This is a genomic window from Streptomyces sp. Ag109_G2-15, from assembly GCF_900215565.1.
Taxonomy (GTDB): domain Bacteria; phylum Actinomycetota; class Actinomycetes; order Streptomycetales; family Streptomycetaceae; genus Streptomyces; species Streptomyces diastatochromogenes.
In genome coordinates this window covers 43,110-57,554 of sequence record NZ_OCNI01000002.1, presented here as the reverse complement: position 1 = coordinate 57,554, position 14,445 = coordinate 43,110, and the positions used below count along the sequence as shown (strand labels likewise).

Annotated in this window: 20 protein-coding genes and 4 pseudogenes; 11 read left to right on the top strand and 13 right to left on the bottom strand. The window is 68.9% G+C overall.

Annotation, left to right across the window (positions count from 1 at the left end; genetic code table 11):
- Window positions 1-176: 176 nt before the first annotated feature.
- On the top strand, window positions 177-437 hold the full coding sequence (locus CRP49_RS36605; RefSeq protein WP_257033738.1) for a hypothetical protein: 261 nt from the start codon (window positions 177-179) through the stop codon (window positions 435-437).
- A 22-nt stretch (window positions 438-459) separates the two neighbouring features.
- Here CRP49_RS36605 and CRP49_RS48465 read toward each other — a convergent pair whose 3' ends face one another.
- A complete protein-coding gene (locus CRP49_RS48465; RefSeq protein WP_097257768.1) occupies window positions 460-822 on the bottom strand; it encodes a transposase in 363 nt (120 codons plus the stop codon).
- 77 nt (window positions 823-899) lie between these two features.
- Between CRP49_RS48465 and CRP49_RS48460 the strand changes: the two genes are divergently transcribed.
- Entirely contained in the window at window positions 900-1,235 is a 336-nt protein-coding gene (locus CRP49_RS48460; RefSeq protein ID WP_143670080.1) for a hypothetical protein, read from the top strand.
- Between the two features lie 51 nt (window positions 1,236-1,286).
- Here CRP49_RS48460 and CRP49_RS48455 read toward each other — a convergent pair.
- A pseudogene (locus CRP49_RS48455) lies at window positions 1,287-1,598 on the bottom strand (transposase); the annotation flags it as partial.
- 243 nt (window positions 1,599-1,841) lie between these two features.
- Here CRP49_RS48455 and CRP49_RS36590 point away from each other — a divergent pair.
- Window positions 1,842-2,138, top strand: a complete 297-nt coding sequence (locus tag CRP49_RS36590; protein ID WP_143670079.1) for a hypothetical protein — start codon at window positions 1,842-1,844, stop codon at window positions 2,136-2,138.
- Between the two features lie 173 nt (window positions 2,139-2,311).
- Here CRP49_RS36590 and CRP49_RS49370 read toward each other — a convergent pair whose 3' ends face one another.
- Entirely contained in the window at window positions 2,312-2,674 is a 363-nt protein-coding gene (locus tag CRP49_RS49370; protein WP_097257765.1) for a transposase, read from the bottom strand.
- Here CRP49_RS49370 and CRP49_RS49365 point away from each other — a divergent pair.
- A complete protein-coding gene (locus tag CRP49_RS49365) occupies window positions 2,673-3,086 on the top strand; it encodes a hypothetical protein (RefSeq protein ID WP_143670078.1) in 414 nt (137 codons plus the stop codon). The two genes, CRP49_RS49370 and CRP49_RS49365, sit on opposite strands and share 2 nt — an antisense overlap.
- Window positions 3,087-3,131: 45 nt before the next feature.
- Here the strand turns inward: CRP49_RS49365 and CRP49_RS49360 are convergent.
- Window positions 3,132-3,863 (bottom strand): annotated as a pseudogene (locus CRP49_RS49360) (ISL3 family transposase); the annotation flags it as partial.
- Between the two features lie 136 nt (window positions 3,864-3,999).
- Window positions 4,000-4,209, bottom strand: coding sequence for a group II intron maturase-specific domain-containing protein (locus CRP49_RS36570; RefSeq protein WP_218893008.1), 210 nt, complete (start codon window positions 4,207-4,209; stop codon window positions 4,000-4,002).
- Between CRP49_RS36570 and CRP49_RS47175 the strand changes: the two genes are divergently transcribed.
- Window positions 4,202-4,375 carry a hypothetical protein gene (locus CRP49_RS47175; RefSeq protein WP_179851941.1) on the top strand — a complete coding sequence of 58 codons (174 nt, stop codon included), beginning with the start codon at window positions 4,202-4,204 and terminating at the stop codon, window positions 4,373-4,375. The genes CRP49_RS36570 and CRP49_RS47175 overlap by 8 nt on opposite strands.
- A gap of 620 nt (window positions 4,376-4,995) precedes the next feature.
- Here CRP49_RS47175 and CRP49_RS36560 read toward each other — a convergent pair.
- From CRP49_RS36560 to CRP49_RS36550, 4 genes and pseudogenes are all read right to left on the bottom strand, one after another.
- The gene (locus tag CRP49_RS36560) at window positions 4,996-5,529 is read right to left on the bottom strand and encodes a GNAT family N-acetyltransferase (protein WP_097257763.1); all 534 of its coding nucleotides are present in this window, start codon (window positions 5,527-5,529) and stop codon (window positions 4,996-4,998) included.
- Between the two features lie 146 nt (window positions 5,530-5,675).
- On the bottom strand, window positions 5,676-6,533 hold the full coding sequence (locus tag CRP49_RS48450) for an ATP-binding protein (RefSeq protein WP_257033736.1): 858 nt from the start codon (window positions 6,531-6,533) through the stop codon (window positions 5,676-5,678).
- A 38-nt stretch (window positions 6,534-6,571) separates the two neighbouring features.
- A complete protein-coding gene (locus CRP49_RS48445) occupies window positions 6,572-7,132 on the bottom strand; it encodes a hypothetical protein (RefSeq protein WP_257033735.1) in 561 nt (186 codons plus the stop codon).
- Window positions 7,129-7,829, bottom strand: a pseudogene (locus tag CRP49_RS36550) (response regulator transcription factor). The gene CRP49_RS48445 and the pseudogene CRP49_RS36550 overlap by 4 nt, the downstream one beginning before the upstream one ends.
- Window positions 7,830-8,199: 370 nt before the next feature.
- Between CRP49_RS36550 and CRP49_RS36545 the strand changes: the two are divergent.
- The 5 genes and pseudogenes from CRP49_RS36545 to CRP49_RS36530 all read left to right on the top strand — a co-directional run.
- On the top strand, window positions 8,200-9,843 hold the full coding sequence (locus CRP49_RS36545) for a serine/threonine-protein kinase (RefSeq protein ID WP_097257762.1): 1,644 nt from the start codon (window positions 8,200-8,202) through the stop codon (window positions 9,841-9,843).
- The gene (locus tag CRP49_RS36540) at window positions 9,840-10,661 is read left to right on the top strand and encodes a hypothetical protein (RefSeq protein WP_097257761.1); all 822 of its coding nucleotides are present in this window, start codon (window positions 9,840-9,842) and stop codon (window positions 10,659-10,661) included. The genes CRP49_RS36545 and CRP49_RS36540 overlap by 4 nt, the downstream gene beginning before the upstream one ends.
- 25 nt (window positions 10,662-10,686) lie before the next feature.
- Complete coding sequence (locus CRP49_RS49355) at window positions 10,687-11,004, top strand: HNH endonuclease (protein WP_373560439.1); 318 nt, start codon at window positions 10,687-10,689, stop codon at window positions 11,002-11,004.
- A gap of 47 nt (window positions 11,005-11,051) precedes the next feature.
- Complete coding sequence (locus tag CRP49_RS36535) at window positions 11,052-11,450, top strand: DUF6234 family protein (RefSeq protein WP_257033734.1); 399 nt, start codon at window positions 11,052-11,054, stop codon at window positions 11,448-11,450.
- Between the two features lie 179 nt (window positions 11,451-11,629).
- Window positions 11,630-11,854: pseudogene (locus CRP49_RS36530) on the top strand (IS5/IS1182 family transposase); the annotation flags it as partial.
- Here the strand turns inward: CRP49_RS36530 and CRP49_RS49350 are convergent.
- The 4 genes from CRP49_RS49350 to CRP49_RS36520 all read right to left on the bottom strand — a co-directional run bounded on the left by CRP49_RS49350 (window position 11,750) and on the right by CRP49_RS36520 (window position 13,317).
- Window positions 11,750-11,995, bottom strand: a complete 246-nt coding sequence (locus tag CRP49_RS49350) for a transposase (RefSeq protein WP_107487135.1) — start codon at window positions 11,993-11,995, stop codon at window positions 11,750-11,752. The pseudogene CRP49_RS36530 and the gene CRP49_RS49350 sit on opposite strands and share 105 nt — an antisense overlap.
- A complete protein-coding gene (locus tag CRP49_RS47170; RefSeq protein WP_179851949.1) occupies window positions 11,995-12,174 on the bottom strand; it encodes a transposase in 180 nt (59 codons plus the stop codon). Before CRP49_RS47170 ends, CRP49_RS49350 begins: the two co-directional genes overlap by 1 nt.
- Entirely contained in the window at window positions 12,104-12,556 is a 453-nt protein-coding gene (locus CRP49_RS49345; protein ID WP_373560416.1) for a transposase family protein, read from the bottom strand. Before CRP49_RS49345 ends, CRP49_RS47170 begins: the two co-directional genes overlap by 71 nt.
- 68 nt (window positions 12,557-12,624) lie before the next feature.
- On the bottom strand, window positions 12,625-13,317 hold the full coding sequence (locus CRP49_RS36520) for a DUF6193 family natural product biosynthesis protein (RefSeq protein WP_097257759.1): 693 nt from the start codon (window positions 13,315-13,317) through the stop codon (window positions 12,625-12,627).
- Between the two features lie 649 nt (window positions 13,318-13,966).
- Here CRP49_RS36520 and CRP49_RS36515 point away from each other — a divergent pair.
- Entirely contained in the window at window positions 13,967-14,440 is a 474-nt protein-coding gene (locus tag CRP49_RS36515; RefSeq protein ID WP_097257758.1) for a VOC family protein, read from the top strand.
- Window positions 14,441-14,445 lie beyond the last annotated feature (5 nt).

Genomic DNA, 14,445 nt, shown 5'->3' with positions numbered 1-14,445 from the left:
AGTGAGGCGGCGAGCGGCCCTGGCCGATTTCAGGGCTCTGTCCGCAGTTTCGTGAACGGTCAACCGACGGGCCGGGCGTAGACGTGTGGCACTCTGGCCGGGTGACACAGGGAGACGGGGACCGCGCAGTACGGGGGTGGATATGGAATGAGAACGTCCAGCCTTTCTTGGCTCTTTTGGCGCACTATGCCAGCTACGACTTCGATGGCACCGACTGGCAGGCAGTGGAACTCGGCCTGGAGACCACCGATGATGAGCGCCCGGATCGCTGGTACAGCTATCCGCTCGTCGGATCGGACCATCACGTCGAAGTGCACCTTGCCAAGGCCGTGGGTGGCGATGAGGTGTCTGTATGCGTGGCGGGGACTTCCGATCCCGAGCTGCGGTTGAGGGCGGACACCCTCATAGCGGCATTTGCCACCAGACCCGCCCCATGACATGAGCACGAGGTGGCACTCCTCACGGCTGGGTGAGGATCCGGGTCCGGAGGAGTTCGAACGAGGCTCGGCCGTACATTGCTCTCTTGAGCGTTTTCACCCGGTTCACGTGGCCCTCGACCATGCCCGAACTCCACGGCAAGGTGAGGCCGGCGATGACGGCATCGAGGTCCTGGCGGAGGAAGCCGGGGAAGCCCTTCATGGGCTTCGGTCCGTCCTGCTCGGCCTGGCGGATCCACTCCAGCAGCAGGTATTCGCGCTGGTGACGGACGAGATCGGCGAACGCGCGGGCGAGATCGCAGGCTCGGGGGATGTCCGGGCAGGCGAGTCGGACTTGAAGCAGCCGCTTGTTCTGGCTGTCCGTGAGCGTCTCGCGGGGCAGCATGATCCATGAGGTGATCTTGCGGGGGCTGGGGTTGTCGGCCCGGACCGGTTCGGCGGTGCCCGCGCGGAGGACGGGAGGTGTTTGCGGACGACCTGGCGGCTGCCTCGGTAGCCGCGTGCCTGGATTGCCAGGAACAACTGGGTGCCGCTGACCTGGCCTTGTGCCTCGGTGAAGCGGGCATTCAGATATGCCTTGAACTGTTCCAGGACGCCGTTGGGGCGGCGCTCGCGGGCGGAGGCCAGCAGCTGGTCGAGGTCCGTCTCGCGGAAGCGGCGCACGGTCTTGCGGTCGAGGGTCAGCCGACGGGCGATGACGCTGACCGTCCAGCGTTTTTCCAGCAGGCGGTGGATGTCTTCGTAGCGGTGGCGGGTGCGCTCAATGATCTGGGTGCGGGGCAGTTCGGCGGCCGGTAAAAGCATTGGGGCCGCCTCGGGTACGTCGGTCACCATCTCCTCCTTGGCGCGTTTGCGCGGGCAATCGCGATGTTGATGGCAAGTCTTCTCCACCGCGGTCGACAGGCTTTGAAGCAAATGCCACCTATCCGCGATCTCCAAAGCGTCCGGGGCGGCCTCCTTGGCTGCCTTGGTGTAGGCGGTGGCGCGGTTCCGGCAGATGATCTCGGCACCGGGATGCTCAGCCAGCCAGGCCGCGAACGTCTCGGAGGTACGGTCGGGCAATACGTCCACGACCCGGCCGGCCTCGACGTCGACGAGCACGGTGCCGTAGGTGCAGCCCTTGCGGAAGGCGAACTGGGCTCTGGCCGCAGTTCCGTGAATGATCTTGGAGTGGCATGACCTGGCAACGGAGCGAGGAGAAAATCCCGGCCTCCACGCCTCCGCGCGACTACTGTCCTGCTGGTAGATCGTCCGACCGACGAGGGGGCTGAGTCGTGCTGACCACTACGCACCCTCCGTAGGTACCTCTGGAAAGCCCAGAGGGCCCTACGGAGGCTCTCGATGTCCCGAACCGTCCGCACAACTCCCAGGCAACTCCGCGTCCGAGACGTCGCTTCGGAGACGATGTCCCTGTACGACCTGCGCTACATGCACGCTGAACTGGCCCAGGCCGCCCGCGAAGGCCGTCGCCCTGCCCCTACGAAGATGCTGCACCGGATCACCTCCTGGCAGTGGATGGTGCTCTATTGCAGAAAGGGCTCGTTCTCTGCCGAGATCGCTACGGCTGAAAGCCGGGCCCGGCTCCAGGGTCGACTCGAAGCCCAGCGGATCCGCGGATTGCACCACGCCGGCCACGACCTTGACGACGCAGATATCCCTCCGGTCCGCCACCGTCACGGCGGGCTCTGGAATGCTTGGTAGAGCACGAAGCGCCCAGGACTGACCGGCACATGCGAGCACATGAAGTGCCTACGGCGGGTCGGCCAAAGGGCCTGCGCCTTCCTGTCCTTGTACCTGATCGCTGATCGCTGTCAGGCCGCTCACGGACTGCGGTCAGAGCCCTGAAATCGGCTCTGCCCGCAGTTCCGTGGAGCTCACGGCTGGGTGAGGATCCGGACCCGGAGGAGTTCGAACGAGGCTCGGCCGTACATAGCTCGCTTGAGTGTTTTCACCCGGTTTGCGTGTCCCTCGACGACCCCGGAGCTCCATGGCAAGGTCAGACCGGCGGTCACCGCGTCGAGGTCCTGGCGAAGAATGCCCGCGAAGCCCTTCGTGGGCTTCGGCGCGACTTGCTCTGCCTGCCGGATCCACTCCAGCAACAGGTAGCCGCGCTGGTGACGGACCAGGTCGGCAAACGCCCGAGCGAGATCGCAGGCCCGGGTGATGTCCGGGCAGGCGAGCCGGACTTGAAGGAGGCGCTCGTCCTGGCTCTCGGTGAGCGTCTCCTGGGGCCGCATGATCCATGAGGTGATCTTGCGAGGGCTCGGAATGTCGGCCCGGACTGGTTCGGCGGTGCGCGCGAAGGGCAGCGAGGTGTTTGCGGACGACCTGGCGGCTGCCGCGGTAGCCGCGAGCCTGGATCTCCAGGAACAGTCGGGTACCGCTGACCTGGCCTTGTGCTTCGGTGAAGCGGGCGTTGAGGTATGCCTTGAACGGCTCCAGGACGCCGTTGGGGCGGCGCTCGCGGGCGGAGACCAGCAGTTCGTCGAGGTCGGTGTCGCGGAAGCGGCGCACGGTCTTGCGATCGAGGTTCAGACGGCGGGCGATGGCGCTGATCGTCCAGCGTTTCTCCAGCAGGCGATGGATGTCCTCGTAGCGATGGCGGGTGCGTTCGATGATCTGCGGGCGGGGCAGTTCCGCGGGCGGTAACAGCATCGGGGGCGGCTCCAGCACCTCGGTCACCGTCTCCTCCTCGGCACGATTACGCAGGCAGTCGCGGTGCTGGTGGCAGGTCTTCGCCACCGCGGCGGACAAGTTCTGCAACAGGTGCCAGCGATCAGCGACTTCCAAGGCGTGAGGGGCAGCTTCCTTGACCGCCTTGGTGTAGGCGGTGGCGCGGTCCCGGCAGATGATCTCGGCTCCAGGATGCTTGGTGAGCCAGGCCGCGAAAGTCTCGGAGGTGCGATTGGGCAGCACGTCCACGACCCGGCCGGCCTCGACGTCGACCAGCACGGTGCCGTACGCGCAGCCCGTGCGGAAGGCGAACTCGTCCACCCCCAACACGCGCGGCGCACGGTCCGGCACCGGCGCCGCCGTCAACAGCCTGAGCAGCCGAGTCCGGCCCGCAACCAGCTGCAGGCGGCGGCACAACCGCGCGGCCGGACGGCCGCCGAGCTCGATCGCGATCGACCACAGCCAGCCGGTCAGACCGGTGCTGGAGCGGCGGTGCCGCTCGCATAGGCCCGGCACCTGCTCGACGAACGTCTTGCGAGAACAACTCTTCCGGTCACAGAAGTACCGGCGGACCCGCAGCCGGACTATGACCCGGCGAGAGCCCAAAGGCCTTTCGTGCAAGGAGCGTTGGTACGAGATAATGGTTACGCCTCGCCTGTATCCGGCAGTCCGGGCAACGGCCCGGGCGAGCGGTAGACACCGCCTCCACCACAAGGACGTCGGTGGAGGCGCTGACGCGCTCCACTCGCACATCGATCCCGGGAAACAGCACAGCCTCGACCGTCTTGCTCGCCATGACAGGAAACACTCTGCCGAAACGATCCCTCGTTCCCCACGCTGACCTGGGGATTCACGGAACTGCGAACAGAGCCATTTTCACGAATTCTCATCAGCTTGAGGTCAGGCGGGGGTGCTTGTAGCGGATCCAGAGAAGCAGCCTCCACCACGCATACCAGCCGAGGTGGGAGAACGTTCTCTTCGATGCGCCGTAGCGGAAATAGGCAGCCCAGCCCCGAAGGACCGGGTTCGCCGACCGCAGCACCTCCTCCAACGAGAGCGACGTCGTGCTTCGCCCCGTCAGTTTCTTGATCTTGTGCATCACCGACCCCAAGGAGACTGGCCCGCCGGAGGGAGACGGCATCCGCTACCTCAGCGAGCACCGGCAGCCGGAGCCCGCCGAGCTGCTGGCCGCGCTCAGCGACTCCCACCGAGGCTCCAAGCACCCCGAGACCGTTCACCCGGCCGGTAGCACCCTGCAGGGCTGAACCCGAGGACCAACAAGAACGCGCCCGAGGCCGACATGACCGCCTCGGCCAGCGGCCCGGACATTGCCTCGGTGTCCGGGCCGCCTCGCGTGGTCGGTGTCGGTCAGCGCCGGCCGAGCTGGGAGCGGCACACGCCGACCACGACCGGGTCCATGTCGCTGTCTGCGCCCACCCGCACACGACCAACGGGTTGTACGACGCACCGCCTCGGAGGGTGCGGAGTGCGGACGGTGACCTGCAGGCGCCCGCGGGTGCGTCGTACGGCGAGCCGGAGCAGCCGGCCGTGGCCGCAGCGCAGGGGCGTCAGCCGGGCGAGGCGCCCGTCCCGGCCTCGCCGGTGACACGGGATGGCGCCGGGGCTCGGAGCGCACGCGCGCACGGTGCCGAGCGTGCGGCTGCGGGCCGGTGCGGACCAGATGGGCCTGACCCCGCGGAGGGGACCCCTGCCTGGCCGGGAGCGGGGAGGGGTTTCGGTCACGGATCAGATGCCGTGCAGGAGGGCAGCGAGCGAGTTCGGGCAGTGGGCTCGCCGTGCACCGCCCATGGCGCTACGCCGTGGCCGCCGTGTGCGTTGGGCTGCCTCATGGGGCGACGACTACGGTGACCACCGCTGGCTGTAGTTAGGCCTCGTACTCTGTGAGATCGATTCCGTACACCCGCAGGTCGTGGCCCGTGTCCGGGTCTTGCGCCGTGCCCGTCGCACGCATGCCGAGTTTGTCCAGCACGTTCGCGGACGCGGTGTCGCTGCTGCGGCACACGGCGACGACCCGGTCCAGACCGCGGTCCTGGAGGGCGAACTCGAGCGTGGCCTGGGCCGCCTCCGACGCGTAGCCCTGCCCCCAGTACTGGCGCCCGAGCCGCCAGCCGATCGCCACCTGGTCCGCGATGGCGGGCGGGGAGTCGGCGAGGTACAGGCCGACCGCTCCGGCCAGCTCCCCGGATCCGAGGAGTTCGACGGCGAAGATCCCCAAACCCTCCTCGTCCCACTCCTCCTCCCAGGCTTCGATGTCCTGGGAGGTTTCCTCAAAGGAGCGCGGCGCACCGTCGCCGACCCACCGCATCACGTCCGGGTCGGCGTGGATCTCGGACAGGGGGACGAGGTCGTCATCCAGCCAGCGGCGCAGGAGAAGACGGGGAGTGTGGATCTCGGTCATGGTCCCATCTTGCCCTTTACTTCCTTATGGCTCTCACCATGAGTTCCGGCAGCATGGGGCCGTCACCGAAGGCCGATGAGGTCCCATCGCTCAATCACATGCCTCCGTTCCCGGGCGGACCACTCGTCCGCCCGACCCGCGGCAGGCTAGGAGTCCTCTTTGGGGAAACCCTGTGACCGGTATATCCCGGCTGTCCCGATCAACCAGTCGCGGCGGTTGGGCAGTTCTCCCTCCCCGGCAGGCAGGCGCACCTCGAAGCGTGCCCCCGTGCCGCCCGGTGCTCCGCCGACCGTCATGGCGCCCCGGTGCAGTGCGGTCTGCTGGGCCACCAGCGTGAGGCCGAGCCCGGAGCCGGCGCCGGCCGGGCCGCGCCGGAACCGCTCGAAGATCCGCTCCCGGTGCTGCCCCGGCACTCCCGGTCCGCCGTCGTCCACCGTGATCCACTCTCCCACGCGCCGCAGCCCCACCGTCACGCTCGCCAGCCCGCCCGCGTCGGCTCCGTGCGCTACGCCGTTGGCCAGCAGATTGTCGAGCAGCAGCCGCAGTCCCGGTTCCCAGCCGCGCACGGTGACCCCTGCCGGGGCGTCCAGCACGATCAGCGCGCCGGGCGCATGGCGCCGGGCCTCGGCGACGGCCGCCTCCGCGATCTCCGTCAGGTCGGCGGTGCGGAATGTCTCCGCCTCCGCCAGGTCCCCGCGCCCGAGGTTGCGCAGCATCAGCAGCAGGCCCAGGAGCCGCCCGTGTTCGCGGCGCAGATCGGCGACGACCTCCGTGCGGTCCGGTTCGGGGAGCCCAGGGTGACCGGCCAGGATGTCCAGGTTGGTGCCTATGCTCATCAGCGGGGTGCGCAGTTCGTGGGCGGCGGCCGCCGAGAACGAGCGGGCCGTGTCCAGGGCCTCGGCGGTGCGGGCGGCCTGCTCGTCGTAGCGGGCCAGCACGGTGCGTATGGTGGCGGCCAGTTCGTCGACCTCGGTGACACCGGTCCGCTCCAGCGGTATGCGCACGCGATCGGTGCGCGGGTCCAGTCCGGCGGTACGGCGGGTCAGCCGGCGCAGCGGCGCGGTGGCACCCGCGGCCGTCCCCCAGGCCAGCAGGCCGGACCGGGGGCTGCGAGCACAGTGGTGACCAGCACCCGGCGCCGGACCAGCCGCTGCTGTCCGCGGTCGGCGGTGTCCGACGCGAACACCCACAGGGTGCCGGAGGCGAGCGGCGTGCGCACCGGGCGGGCCAGCGCCCGCGAGCTGGTGCCATCTGCGCGCTCGGTGACTGGTGCCCCCGTGCGCGCGGGCAGCGGCACGTCGGAACCGGGCTGCGGGCCGCCGCTGAAGCAACTGTCCGGTCCCACCACCCGTACGCCCACGTCGAGCGCTGCGCTGTAGAGGGCGCGTTCAGGGGCGTCCGCTGCCTTGGGCCGACCCGCCGCGCCGGCCCGCAGCAACGCCCGGGCGTCCGGGGCGACGGCCGCCGCCCGTTCCCGCAGGTGGTCGTCCTCGGCGCGGTGCAGATCGCGGGCGACGAGCTGGAGTAGCAGCCATCCGCAGGTCAGTACCAGCAGCGGCGCCGTGCAGCCGACCGCCGGTCCGATCCGGGCCGACAGCCTCACGGCTCCTCCCTCAGCACGAAGCCGACCCCACGCACGGTGTGGATCAGCCGTGGTGCGCCGTCGGCCTCCAGCTTGCGCCGCAGATAGCTGACGGAGGTGTCGACGGCATCGCTGCGCACGTCGAAGTCGTAGCCCCACACCCGCTCCAGCAGCTGGTCACGGGTGAGGGGACGAGCCCGGCGTTGCGTGCCAGCACCTTCAGCAGCTCGAACTCGCGCCGGGTGAGGTCCAGCGGGCATCCGCCACGCCGTACGGTGCGGGCGGCGGGGTCGATCAGCAGGTCCGCCACCCGCAACGCCTGTTCCTGGGCGGCGGGCGGCTGGCGCCGCAGCAGCGCGCGCAGCCGCAGCACAAGTTCCTGCAGGGCGAACGGCTTGACCAGGTAGTCGTCGCCGTCGGCCTGCAGGCCAGCTATCCGGTCGGCGGTCTCGTCGAGCGCGGAGAGTATGAGCACCGGCAGATCCCGGCCGTCGGTGCGTAACCGCGCGCACACCTTGATGCCGCTCATCCCGGGCATCGACACGTCCAGGACGAGAACGTCGGGCGGGCCGTCCGCGACGGCAGCGAGCGCGCCGAGCCCGTCGGGCGCGGTGCGGACCGCGAAACCGCTCAGCCGCAGCCCGCGCTCCAGTGACCGCCGGATGGCCGCGTCGTCGTCCACGACCAGGACCGTCCCGGGGGGTGCCGTCCCGCCCAAGCGCCTCCCTTGCTCGCCGTCAACGCCCGGCCGGCGTAGGGGGTACACGTCCGCCGTCAGCGCCCGGTCAGCGTAATGCCCGTCTCCCTTCTGTCGGCAACCTCGGTGGCCTGTGCCCTCGTCGGGCGGAGCACGTACGTCAGCGCGATCTGCCCGTGGACGGCCACGATCCACAGGACCCGCCAGCGGCGGTCCACCGGCCGCCAAAGAGACCGCCGCGCTCCGCGGTGCCCCTGCCAGGAGTGGTCAACCCGTGACGTCCGCGGCGCCGCACCGCAACCGCAGTGGCCGAAAATGTGTCTCTGAACGCGTGCCGGAAGCGCCGGAACGAGTGGGATCTCGGTCGGCACAGCGGATCTGGGGGGACGGAATGAACGCATGGGCGGTGCCCGGATACACCGAGTCGCTGGAGCTCGGATCCGGGGCGAGCGGACGGGTCGTACTGGCCGTGCACGAGGGGACCGGCCTTCCGGTCGCGGTGAAGTACCTCAGCGAGTCACTGCGCACCCGGCCGGGATTCGTGCACGAGTTCAGGGCCGAGGCGCGGCTGCTCGGCGGGCTGGAAAGCCCGTACGTCGCCGGGTTGTACGAGTACGTCGAGAGCCCGGACGGCGCCGCCATCGTGATGGAGTTGGTGGACGGTGTCTCCTTGCGGGACCTGCTGGCCAGGCGGGGTCCGCTGGATCCCGAGGCCGCGCTCGTGATCCTCAAGGGTTCGCTGCTCGGCCTGGCCGACGCGCACCGCATCGGCGTCGTCCACCGCGACTACAAGCCGGAGAACGTCCTGGTCGTGCCGGACGGTTCGTCCAAGCTCGTCGACTTCGGGATCGCGGTGGATACCGGCACCAGTGTCGGCGTCGCGGGAACCCCCTCCTACATGGCCCCGGAACAGTGGACCGGCGCGCCGGCCTCTCCCACCGCCGACGTGTACGCGGCCACGGCCACGTTCTTCGAGTGCCTGACGGGCCACAAGCCGTACTCGGGTGACAACATCGCCGAACTCGCGCTGCGGCACGTCGACGCGCCCGTCCCCGCCGACGAGGTCCCCGAGCCGGTGCGCGCACTGGTGCGGCGCGGCTTGGCCAAGGACCCGGAGGAGCGGCCCGAGCACGCCGAGGCGTTCGTCTCGGAACTGGAGGCGGCCGCCGGCGCCGCCTATGGGCCCGACTGGGAGGAACGCGGTCGGGGACGGCTCGCCGCGCTGGTCGCACTGCTGCCGCTGCTGCTGCCCTCAGCGCGCAAAGCCCCGCAGACCACGACGGACACCGCACGCACGGTCCTGGTCCAGGCAGCGGGCCACGGCCCGGCTCGGTCGTGGCTCCCCGGCCGGGCGGGGATGCTGGTGTCGGCGGCGGCCGTGCTCCTGGGCATCCTCCTGACCTACGCCGCCCAGCACGCCCGGGCAGCGGATCCGCAGCCGACGGCCAAGGCCCTCGCCACCACCAGCGCCCAGCCCGGCGTGACGTCGCAGGGGCCCACTGCATCGGCCTCGTCGGCCCATGCGTCCCCGTCCCCGATCGCCACTGTGTCCCCGAGCCTGTCGCCTTCGGGCCCACCGTCTCCGGACACCACCGGCGCCAGCGAGCCTTCGATGTCCGTCACCGTGACGCCGTCCGGGGAGACGACGTCCGGCGGTGCGACCACCGACGCGACACCGACCACCGCTTCCCCCACCGTGCCGGCCGCTCCCGCAGTCAAGGACGTCGCGGTGTCGGCGTTCCGGCAGACGGGTCCGTCCACCGCCGCGGCAACCGTCGACATCACCACGGACGGCACCGGGCCGATCTCCATCACCGTCTCGTGGTTCACCAGCGATTCCGCAGGAGTGCTCGGCATCCCGGACGGTGCGCCCCAGACCTTCGAACGTAGCGGCGCCACCCAGTACTCGCTCGCCGTCGACCACACCTTCCAGAACAAGGGGTGCTACTGGGCGGTGCAGGCCACGACGACCCCGGCCGCCGCCAACGGCGGCGCCTCGCAGCAGCTTCTGACCAGGCAGTGTGACCTCCGATGACCGCTCAGAACGACCGCACCCCTGCCGACGACTGCGAGCCCACCCGCGTGCTCGACCCCACCGACGAACCAACCCGCGTAGTCGATCCCACCGATGAACCCACCCACGTACTGGACCCCAGCGACGAACACGCCCCCACAACCCACCTCGCCTCCACCGCCGAACACCCCCCGGCCCACGAAACCGGCCCGAACGACGCCGAGTACAGCGCCACCGTGCTGGCCAGCCACTGGATCCAGCGGCCCGAGCCCGACGACACCGACACTCTCGTCGCACCGCCCGGCACGCAGATCACGCCGACCGCACCGACGCAACCCGACCGTGTCGAAGGCACCGTGCTGCGTTTCGGCCCGGGAGTGACGGCCGCCGTCGCGCACCGCACCGATAGAACGCTGCCCACCGTGCCACCAGCCCCCGCACCCCCGCGTCGGCCCATGCGCAGACACGCTCTGCCCGCGCTGGTGCTGGTCTGCGTCCTCGCGTTCCTGGCCTGGCAGTACTTCCAGCCATCCGTCGGGGTGCGCACGGTGGCAGTCGCCGTCCGGCCGACGACCGTCGGCTGCGACGGCACCGCGGATATCGTCGGTCTGGTCACCACGAACGATCGGCCGGGCACGCTCTCCTATCGCTGGAGCCGAAGCGACGGCACCGCCTCGGCCGTCCTGCGGGAAACGGTGGCCCGGGGCCAGAGGCAGGCACGGCTGCACCTCCTGTGGACCTTCCAGGGCAAGGGCCGCTACAGGGCACGAGCCGAACTGCGCATCCTCACTCCCACCCACCGCACCGTGGCCACGCACCTCACATACGACTGCCCCTGACCACTCGTCAGCCGTCGGCGTGGATATGTTCCGGACAGCATCGGCACTCGACCCGATGCGCCGCCCGGAGCCGCGACTGGCTGCCGTGGAGCGGGAGGCGCACACGCGGAAGGAGATCCGTGAGCGGGACGGTTGGGAGTGCGGTCATTGCCTGACGCCTGTGCCATGCGAGGCCGATCCGCGTGACCCGCGCGCGCCGCAAGTCGACCACACCACGGCGATGGTCCAGGGTGGGGCGGATACGCGGGACAACGTGACGATCTCGCACCGGTACTGCAATGCGGACTGGTTGGGCACTTCTCAGGACGCAACAGTCACCGCCCCTCCGCCGGGCCAGAGTTGAGTACGGGTGCTCATGCGCATCACCACCAGGCGCGGCACCCTGCACCCATGACTGACACCCTTTCAGCCCCGGAACGCCGGCGCCCCTGGTCGCACAGAACACGCCTGGGCATAGACCTCGCCCTCGCGATCCCACTGTTCTTGTTGGAGACCGCGTGGCTCGCGCTGGACTGGATATACGGCCTCGGCCTGGAGGTATGGGCAGCGCAAGGCGACGAAGCACGGATCGACGCGGCCAGCCTCGCGCACATCGGGCGGGTACGGATTCTGCTGATCGCCGTACTCATCCTGGCAGTTCTCGCGGGAATCTTCCGTGCCCGCTGGACGGTGATCGCACACCTGCTGGTGGCCCTCCTGGCAGGCGGAGTACTGGCGTCCGCGCGGCACGGGTGGGACAACAACCACTCCCCGTCACCCGCTTGCATCCGCTATAGCGCGAACTGCTGAGACAGGCGGGCGCGGATCGTGCCACATTGTCGCCTGTTGCAGACGTATTGCGGATCACCGCACCTACGTGCCGAACGTGCCTTTGACGTCGCCAGCTGGCGCCGACGACCTGTGGAGGGAGCGTTCATCTGCGAACCGCCCATCCGCCTCATGGACGCCGATGAGCGCGGCCAGCCCGGCGCCGCATCCTCCGGTCCCGCGGCATCCCACCCAAGATCGCCCGACGCGGTGCTCCGCACGGCTCCAAGACCCGCTGGGTGGTCGAGCGAACCTTCGCCTGGCTGCCCCAGTTCAAACGGCTATGGACCCGCTACGAGATACGCGCCGACCTCGATCCTGGCCGACTTCAACTCGCATGCAGCAACATGTGCTTGAGGCGACTTCGAACCTCTGTTGGCCTCTGATCCGGCTGGCCGCCGTAGGCAGTCACGGTGCTGACGGCAAGTCTTCTCCACAGCCGTCGAGAGGTTCTGGAGAAGGTGCCAGGGATCTGCCACCTCCAGCGCATCCGGGGCGGCCTGCCTGATGGCCTTGGTGAATGCCATCAGGCGGTCTCGGCGCCGGGGTGCTCCTGGAGCCACGCGGTGACCGTGCCAGTCTCTCGATCAGGCAGCACGTCCACCGGTTTGGAGGTCTCGATGTCGACGAGGACGCTACCGTAGGTCCGGCCCTTGCGGAAGGCGAACTCGTCGATGCCGAGTATCCGCGGTGCCCTGGCTGACACGGGTGGTGCTTTGAGCTGCCCCAGCAGTGCAGTGCGTCGGCCATGGAGTCGCAGCTTCGTGCAGAGGCGTTGACCCGGACGGCCTCCAAGCTCCACCGCGACTGTCCTCATGGCTGCCCGCGCCGCGGTCGAAGAACGGAGCCGTGGCTCGGTCAGACCCGCCACCTGTTCGACGAAGACGCACAACCATTTTCTGGCCGGTGAGGGGCAACCCTGCTATGTGCCGCCAGTAACGGCTGTGAACGCGCACGCCAGGGTGTTCGCACTGCGGACACGTCCCGGCCGGCGCGCAGGCGGCGGCATCGACTATCAAGGCTCCTTCAACCACCGTCAGCTGCCGCACAGCGAGCTTCAGCCCAGGGAAGAGCAACTCTTCGAGCATTTCAGCCTGCATAGACAAGGCATCCCCAGACTGAACGATCCTGTATGCTCCGCCTGCGCGTCGGGCGGCTACGAATCCGGAACGGAAGCGAAACAGGCAGCGGCGACCTCAAGTGCCACACTCAGCGAGGACACCTCACGCCAGAACTCACCCGGATACATGGTCACTCGATAGCGGCCTTCCTCCAGAGGCCAGATCTTCACAAGGCCCGATTCCAAGTCGAACGGCGTCCGGCACAGCGTCAGACTCCTGTGGCTGATGTCGGGCCAGAACCTCCGCAGTTGAGGGTGTGCGTGGGCCGCCATTAGGAACGGTCGATCACGCAGGTGCCACTCGCTGGAAAGCAGCTCACGCCACTTCGCGGGAGCAGGGTCACCATCCTCGAACGCCTGCGCCAGCTCGCTCCAGCTCATGAACGGGAAGCGGTCGTGCAGCTCCCGCAGACTACCGCCCTGGTGCCACAGATTCGCGGCCCCCACCGCAGCGACAAGGTCGTTCGTCCACCCCTCCGAGGACGCGAAGCCACGGTGGCGGAGGATCCGTATGCAGAAGGAATCCTCCGCGCAAGGGGAAACAACGACCGTTCCCCGATCGGTGCTCACCTCGGCGCCGGCGTCCCATCCCGAGCGAGTCCGCACCTCGCCCAAGTCGAAACCTTGAGCCAGTGCGATGTGCTCGATGCGCCGCACCAGATCCGCAGGCGACGCTGGATCGGGATCGGCCGCAACCCGCATCTCCGCCTCTTGGTCATCTGTTGTCATGTCCGCCCCCCCGTGATGGAGATGCCCCTTGCCTGGACACGATATGCCGCTCCGTATCGGCATCGCCCGGGTCCCCTGCCGGGCGTACTCATCACGGAAGACCGGTCAGAACCAACGAGAACGCTCAGTCACAGCAGATGTGACTGAGCGTTTCACTTGGCGGGCGAGTGCTTGAGTTGGTGGGTGAGCGTTTCACTTGACGAGGGCGTTCTCATTGATGCAGGTGGCGAGCCTGGAGGAATGCTCGCTCAGTGCAGCGGTCAGCCGTGAATGGATGACAGCGACTCGTTCTCGGTCTTGGCGTTCGAGGCACCAGCCCTCATTGCTGGTGGCCTTGACCTGGGTATCGGGACCCATCTGTTCGGCAAGGTGAACGGGAGCCACTCTGGTAACGGCAGTGAGAGCCGCGTTGCTCCGTCTGTGAAACGGATGGACACCGGCACAGTTCCGTGTTCGACAGTGGGAATGGGAGCCACCCTTTTTGGCAGCACGTGCTGTCCGGGTCAGGTCGGAGTGTCCGCGGTAGCGATTGGGTGGGAACCAGTAGGTTGGCGGCGCTCGGCGGCCGACCGTGCCGGCGGGGCCTGATGCCCGGCGGGCTCTGCCGGATGGGAATGCCGGGCGGGGGCTCCCGCCTTACGCTCGCCATATGTCCGATTTCATCGCCGCCGGCGCTTCAGCCGACGACCTTCCCGCACCGGCCGAGGGTCTGCTGCTCACGCACTTTCTCACGGTCGGCGATGTCCCTCGCTCGCGGGCGTTCTATGCCGATGTGTTGGGCGGGCAGGTGGTGCTGGAGGAGAACCCCTGCATCATCAAGGTCGCCAACAGCTGGATCATCATGAACCCCGGGGGCGGGCCCACCGATGACAAACCCGACGTCGTCCTGCGCCCGCCGGAGGACCGCCACACCGTCTCCAGCTTCCTGAACGTACGAGTGGCGGACATCCACGGCTTCTACGCGGCAGCCCGCGCCAAGGGAGCCGAGTTCCTCACCCCGCCCATCGACCGGCGCGCCGAGCTGCGCTGCTACATGCGCGACCCGGATGGCTACCTCATCGAGGTCGGCCAGTCCACGGGCCTGCTCAAGGGCATCCTGGCGCGCACCGATACCGAAGCCTGACCACT

Coding starts and splice junctions, on each gene's coding strand:
- CRP49_RS48465 (WP_097257768.1), bottom strand. CDS start 822: ATGCTGCCCCGCGAGACGCTCACGGACAGCCAGAACAAGCGGCTGCTT.
- CRP49_RS36590 (WP_143670079.1), top strand. CDS start 1,842: ATGTCCCTGTACGACCTGCGCTACATGCACGCTGAACTGGCCCAGGCC.
- CRP49_RS49365 (WP_143670078.1), top strand. CDS start 2,673: ATGATCCATGAGGTGATCTTGCGAGGGCTCGGAATGTCGGCCCGGACT.
- CRP49_RS49370 (WP_097257765.1), bottom strand. CDS start 2,674: ATGCGGCCCCAGGAGACGCTCACCGAGAGCCAGGACGAGCGCCTCCTT.
- CRP49_RS36570 (WP_218893008.1), bottom strand. CDS start 4,209: ATGCACAAGATCAAGAAACTGACGGGGCGAAGCACGACGTCGCTCTCG.
- CRP49_RS36560 (WP_097257763.1), bottom strand. CDS start 5,529: ATGACCGAGATCCACACTCCCCGTCTTCTCCTGCGCCGCTGGCTGGAT.
- CRP49_RS36545 (WP_097257762.1), top strand. CDS start 8,200: ATGAACGCATGGGCGGTGCCCGGATACACCGAGTCGCTGGAGCTCGGA.
- CRP49_RS36540 (WP_097257761.1), top strand. CDS start 9,840: ATGACCGCTCAGAACGACCGCACCCCTGCCGACGACTGCGAGCCCACC.
- CRP49_RS49355 (WP_373560439.1), top strand. CDS start 10,687: ATGTTCCGGACAGCATCGGCACTCGACCCGATGCGCCGCCCGGAGCCG.
- CRP49_RS36535 (WP_257033734.1), top strand. CDS start 11,052: ATGACTGACACCCTTTCAGCCCCGGAACGCCGGCGCCCCTGGTCGCAC.
- CRP49_RS49350 (WP_107487135.1), bottom strand. CDS start 11,995: ATGGCATTCACCAAGGCCATCAGGCAGGCCGCCCCGGATGCGCTGGAG.
- CRP49_RS49345 (WP_373560416.1), bottom strand. CDS start 12,556: ATGCTCGAAGAGTTGCTCTTCCCTGGGCTGAAGCTCGCTGTGCGGCAG.
- CRP49_RS36520 (WP_097257759.1), bottom strand. CDS start 13,317: ATGACAACAGATGACCAAGAGGCGGAGATGCGGGTTGCGGCCGATCCC.
- CRP49_RS36515 (WP_097257758.1), top strand. CDS start 13,967: ATGTCCGATTTCATCGCCGCCGGCGCTTCAGCCGACGACCTTCCCGCA.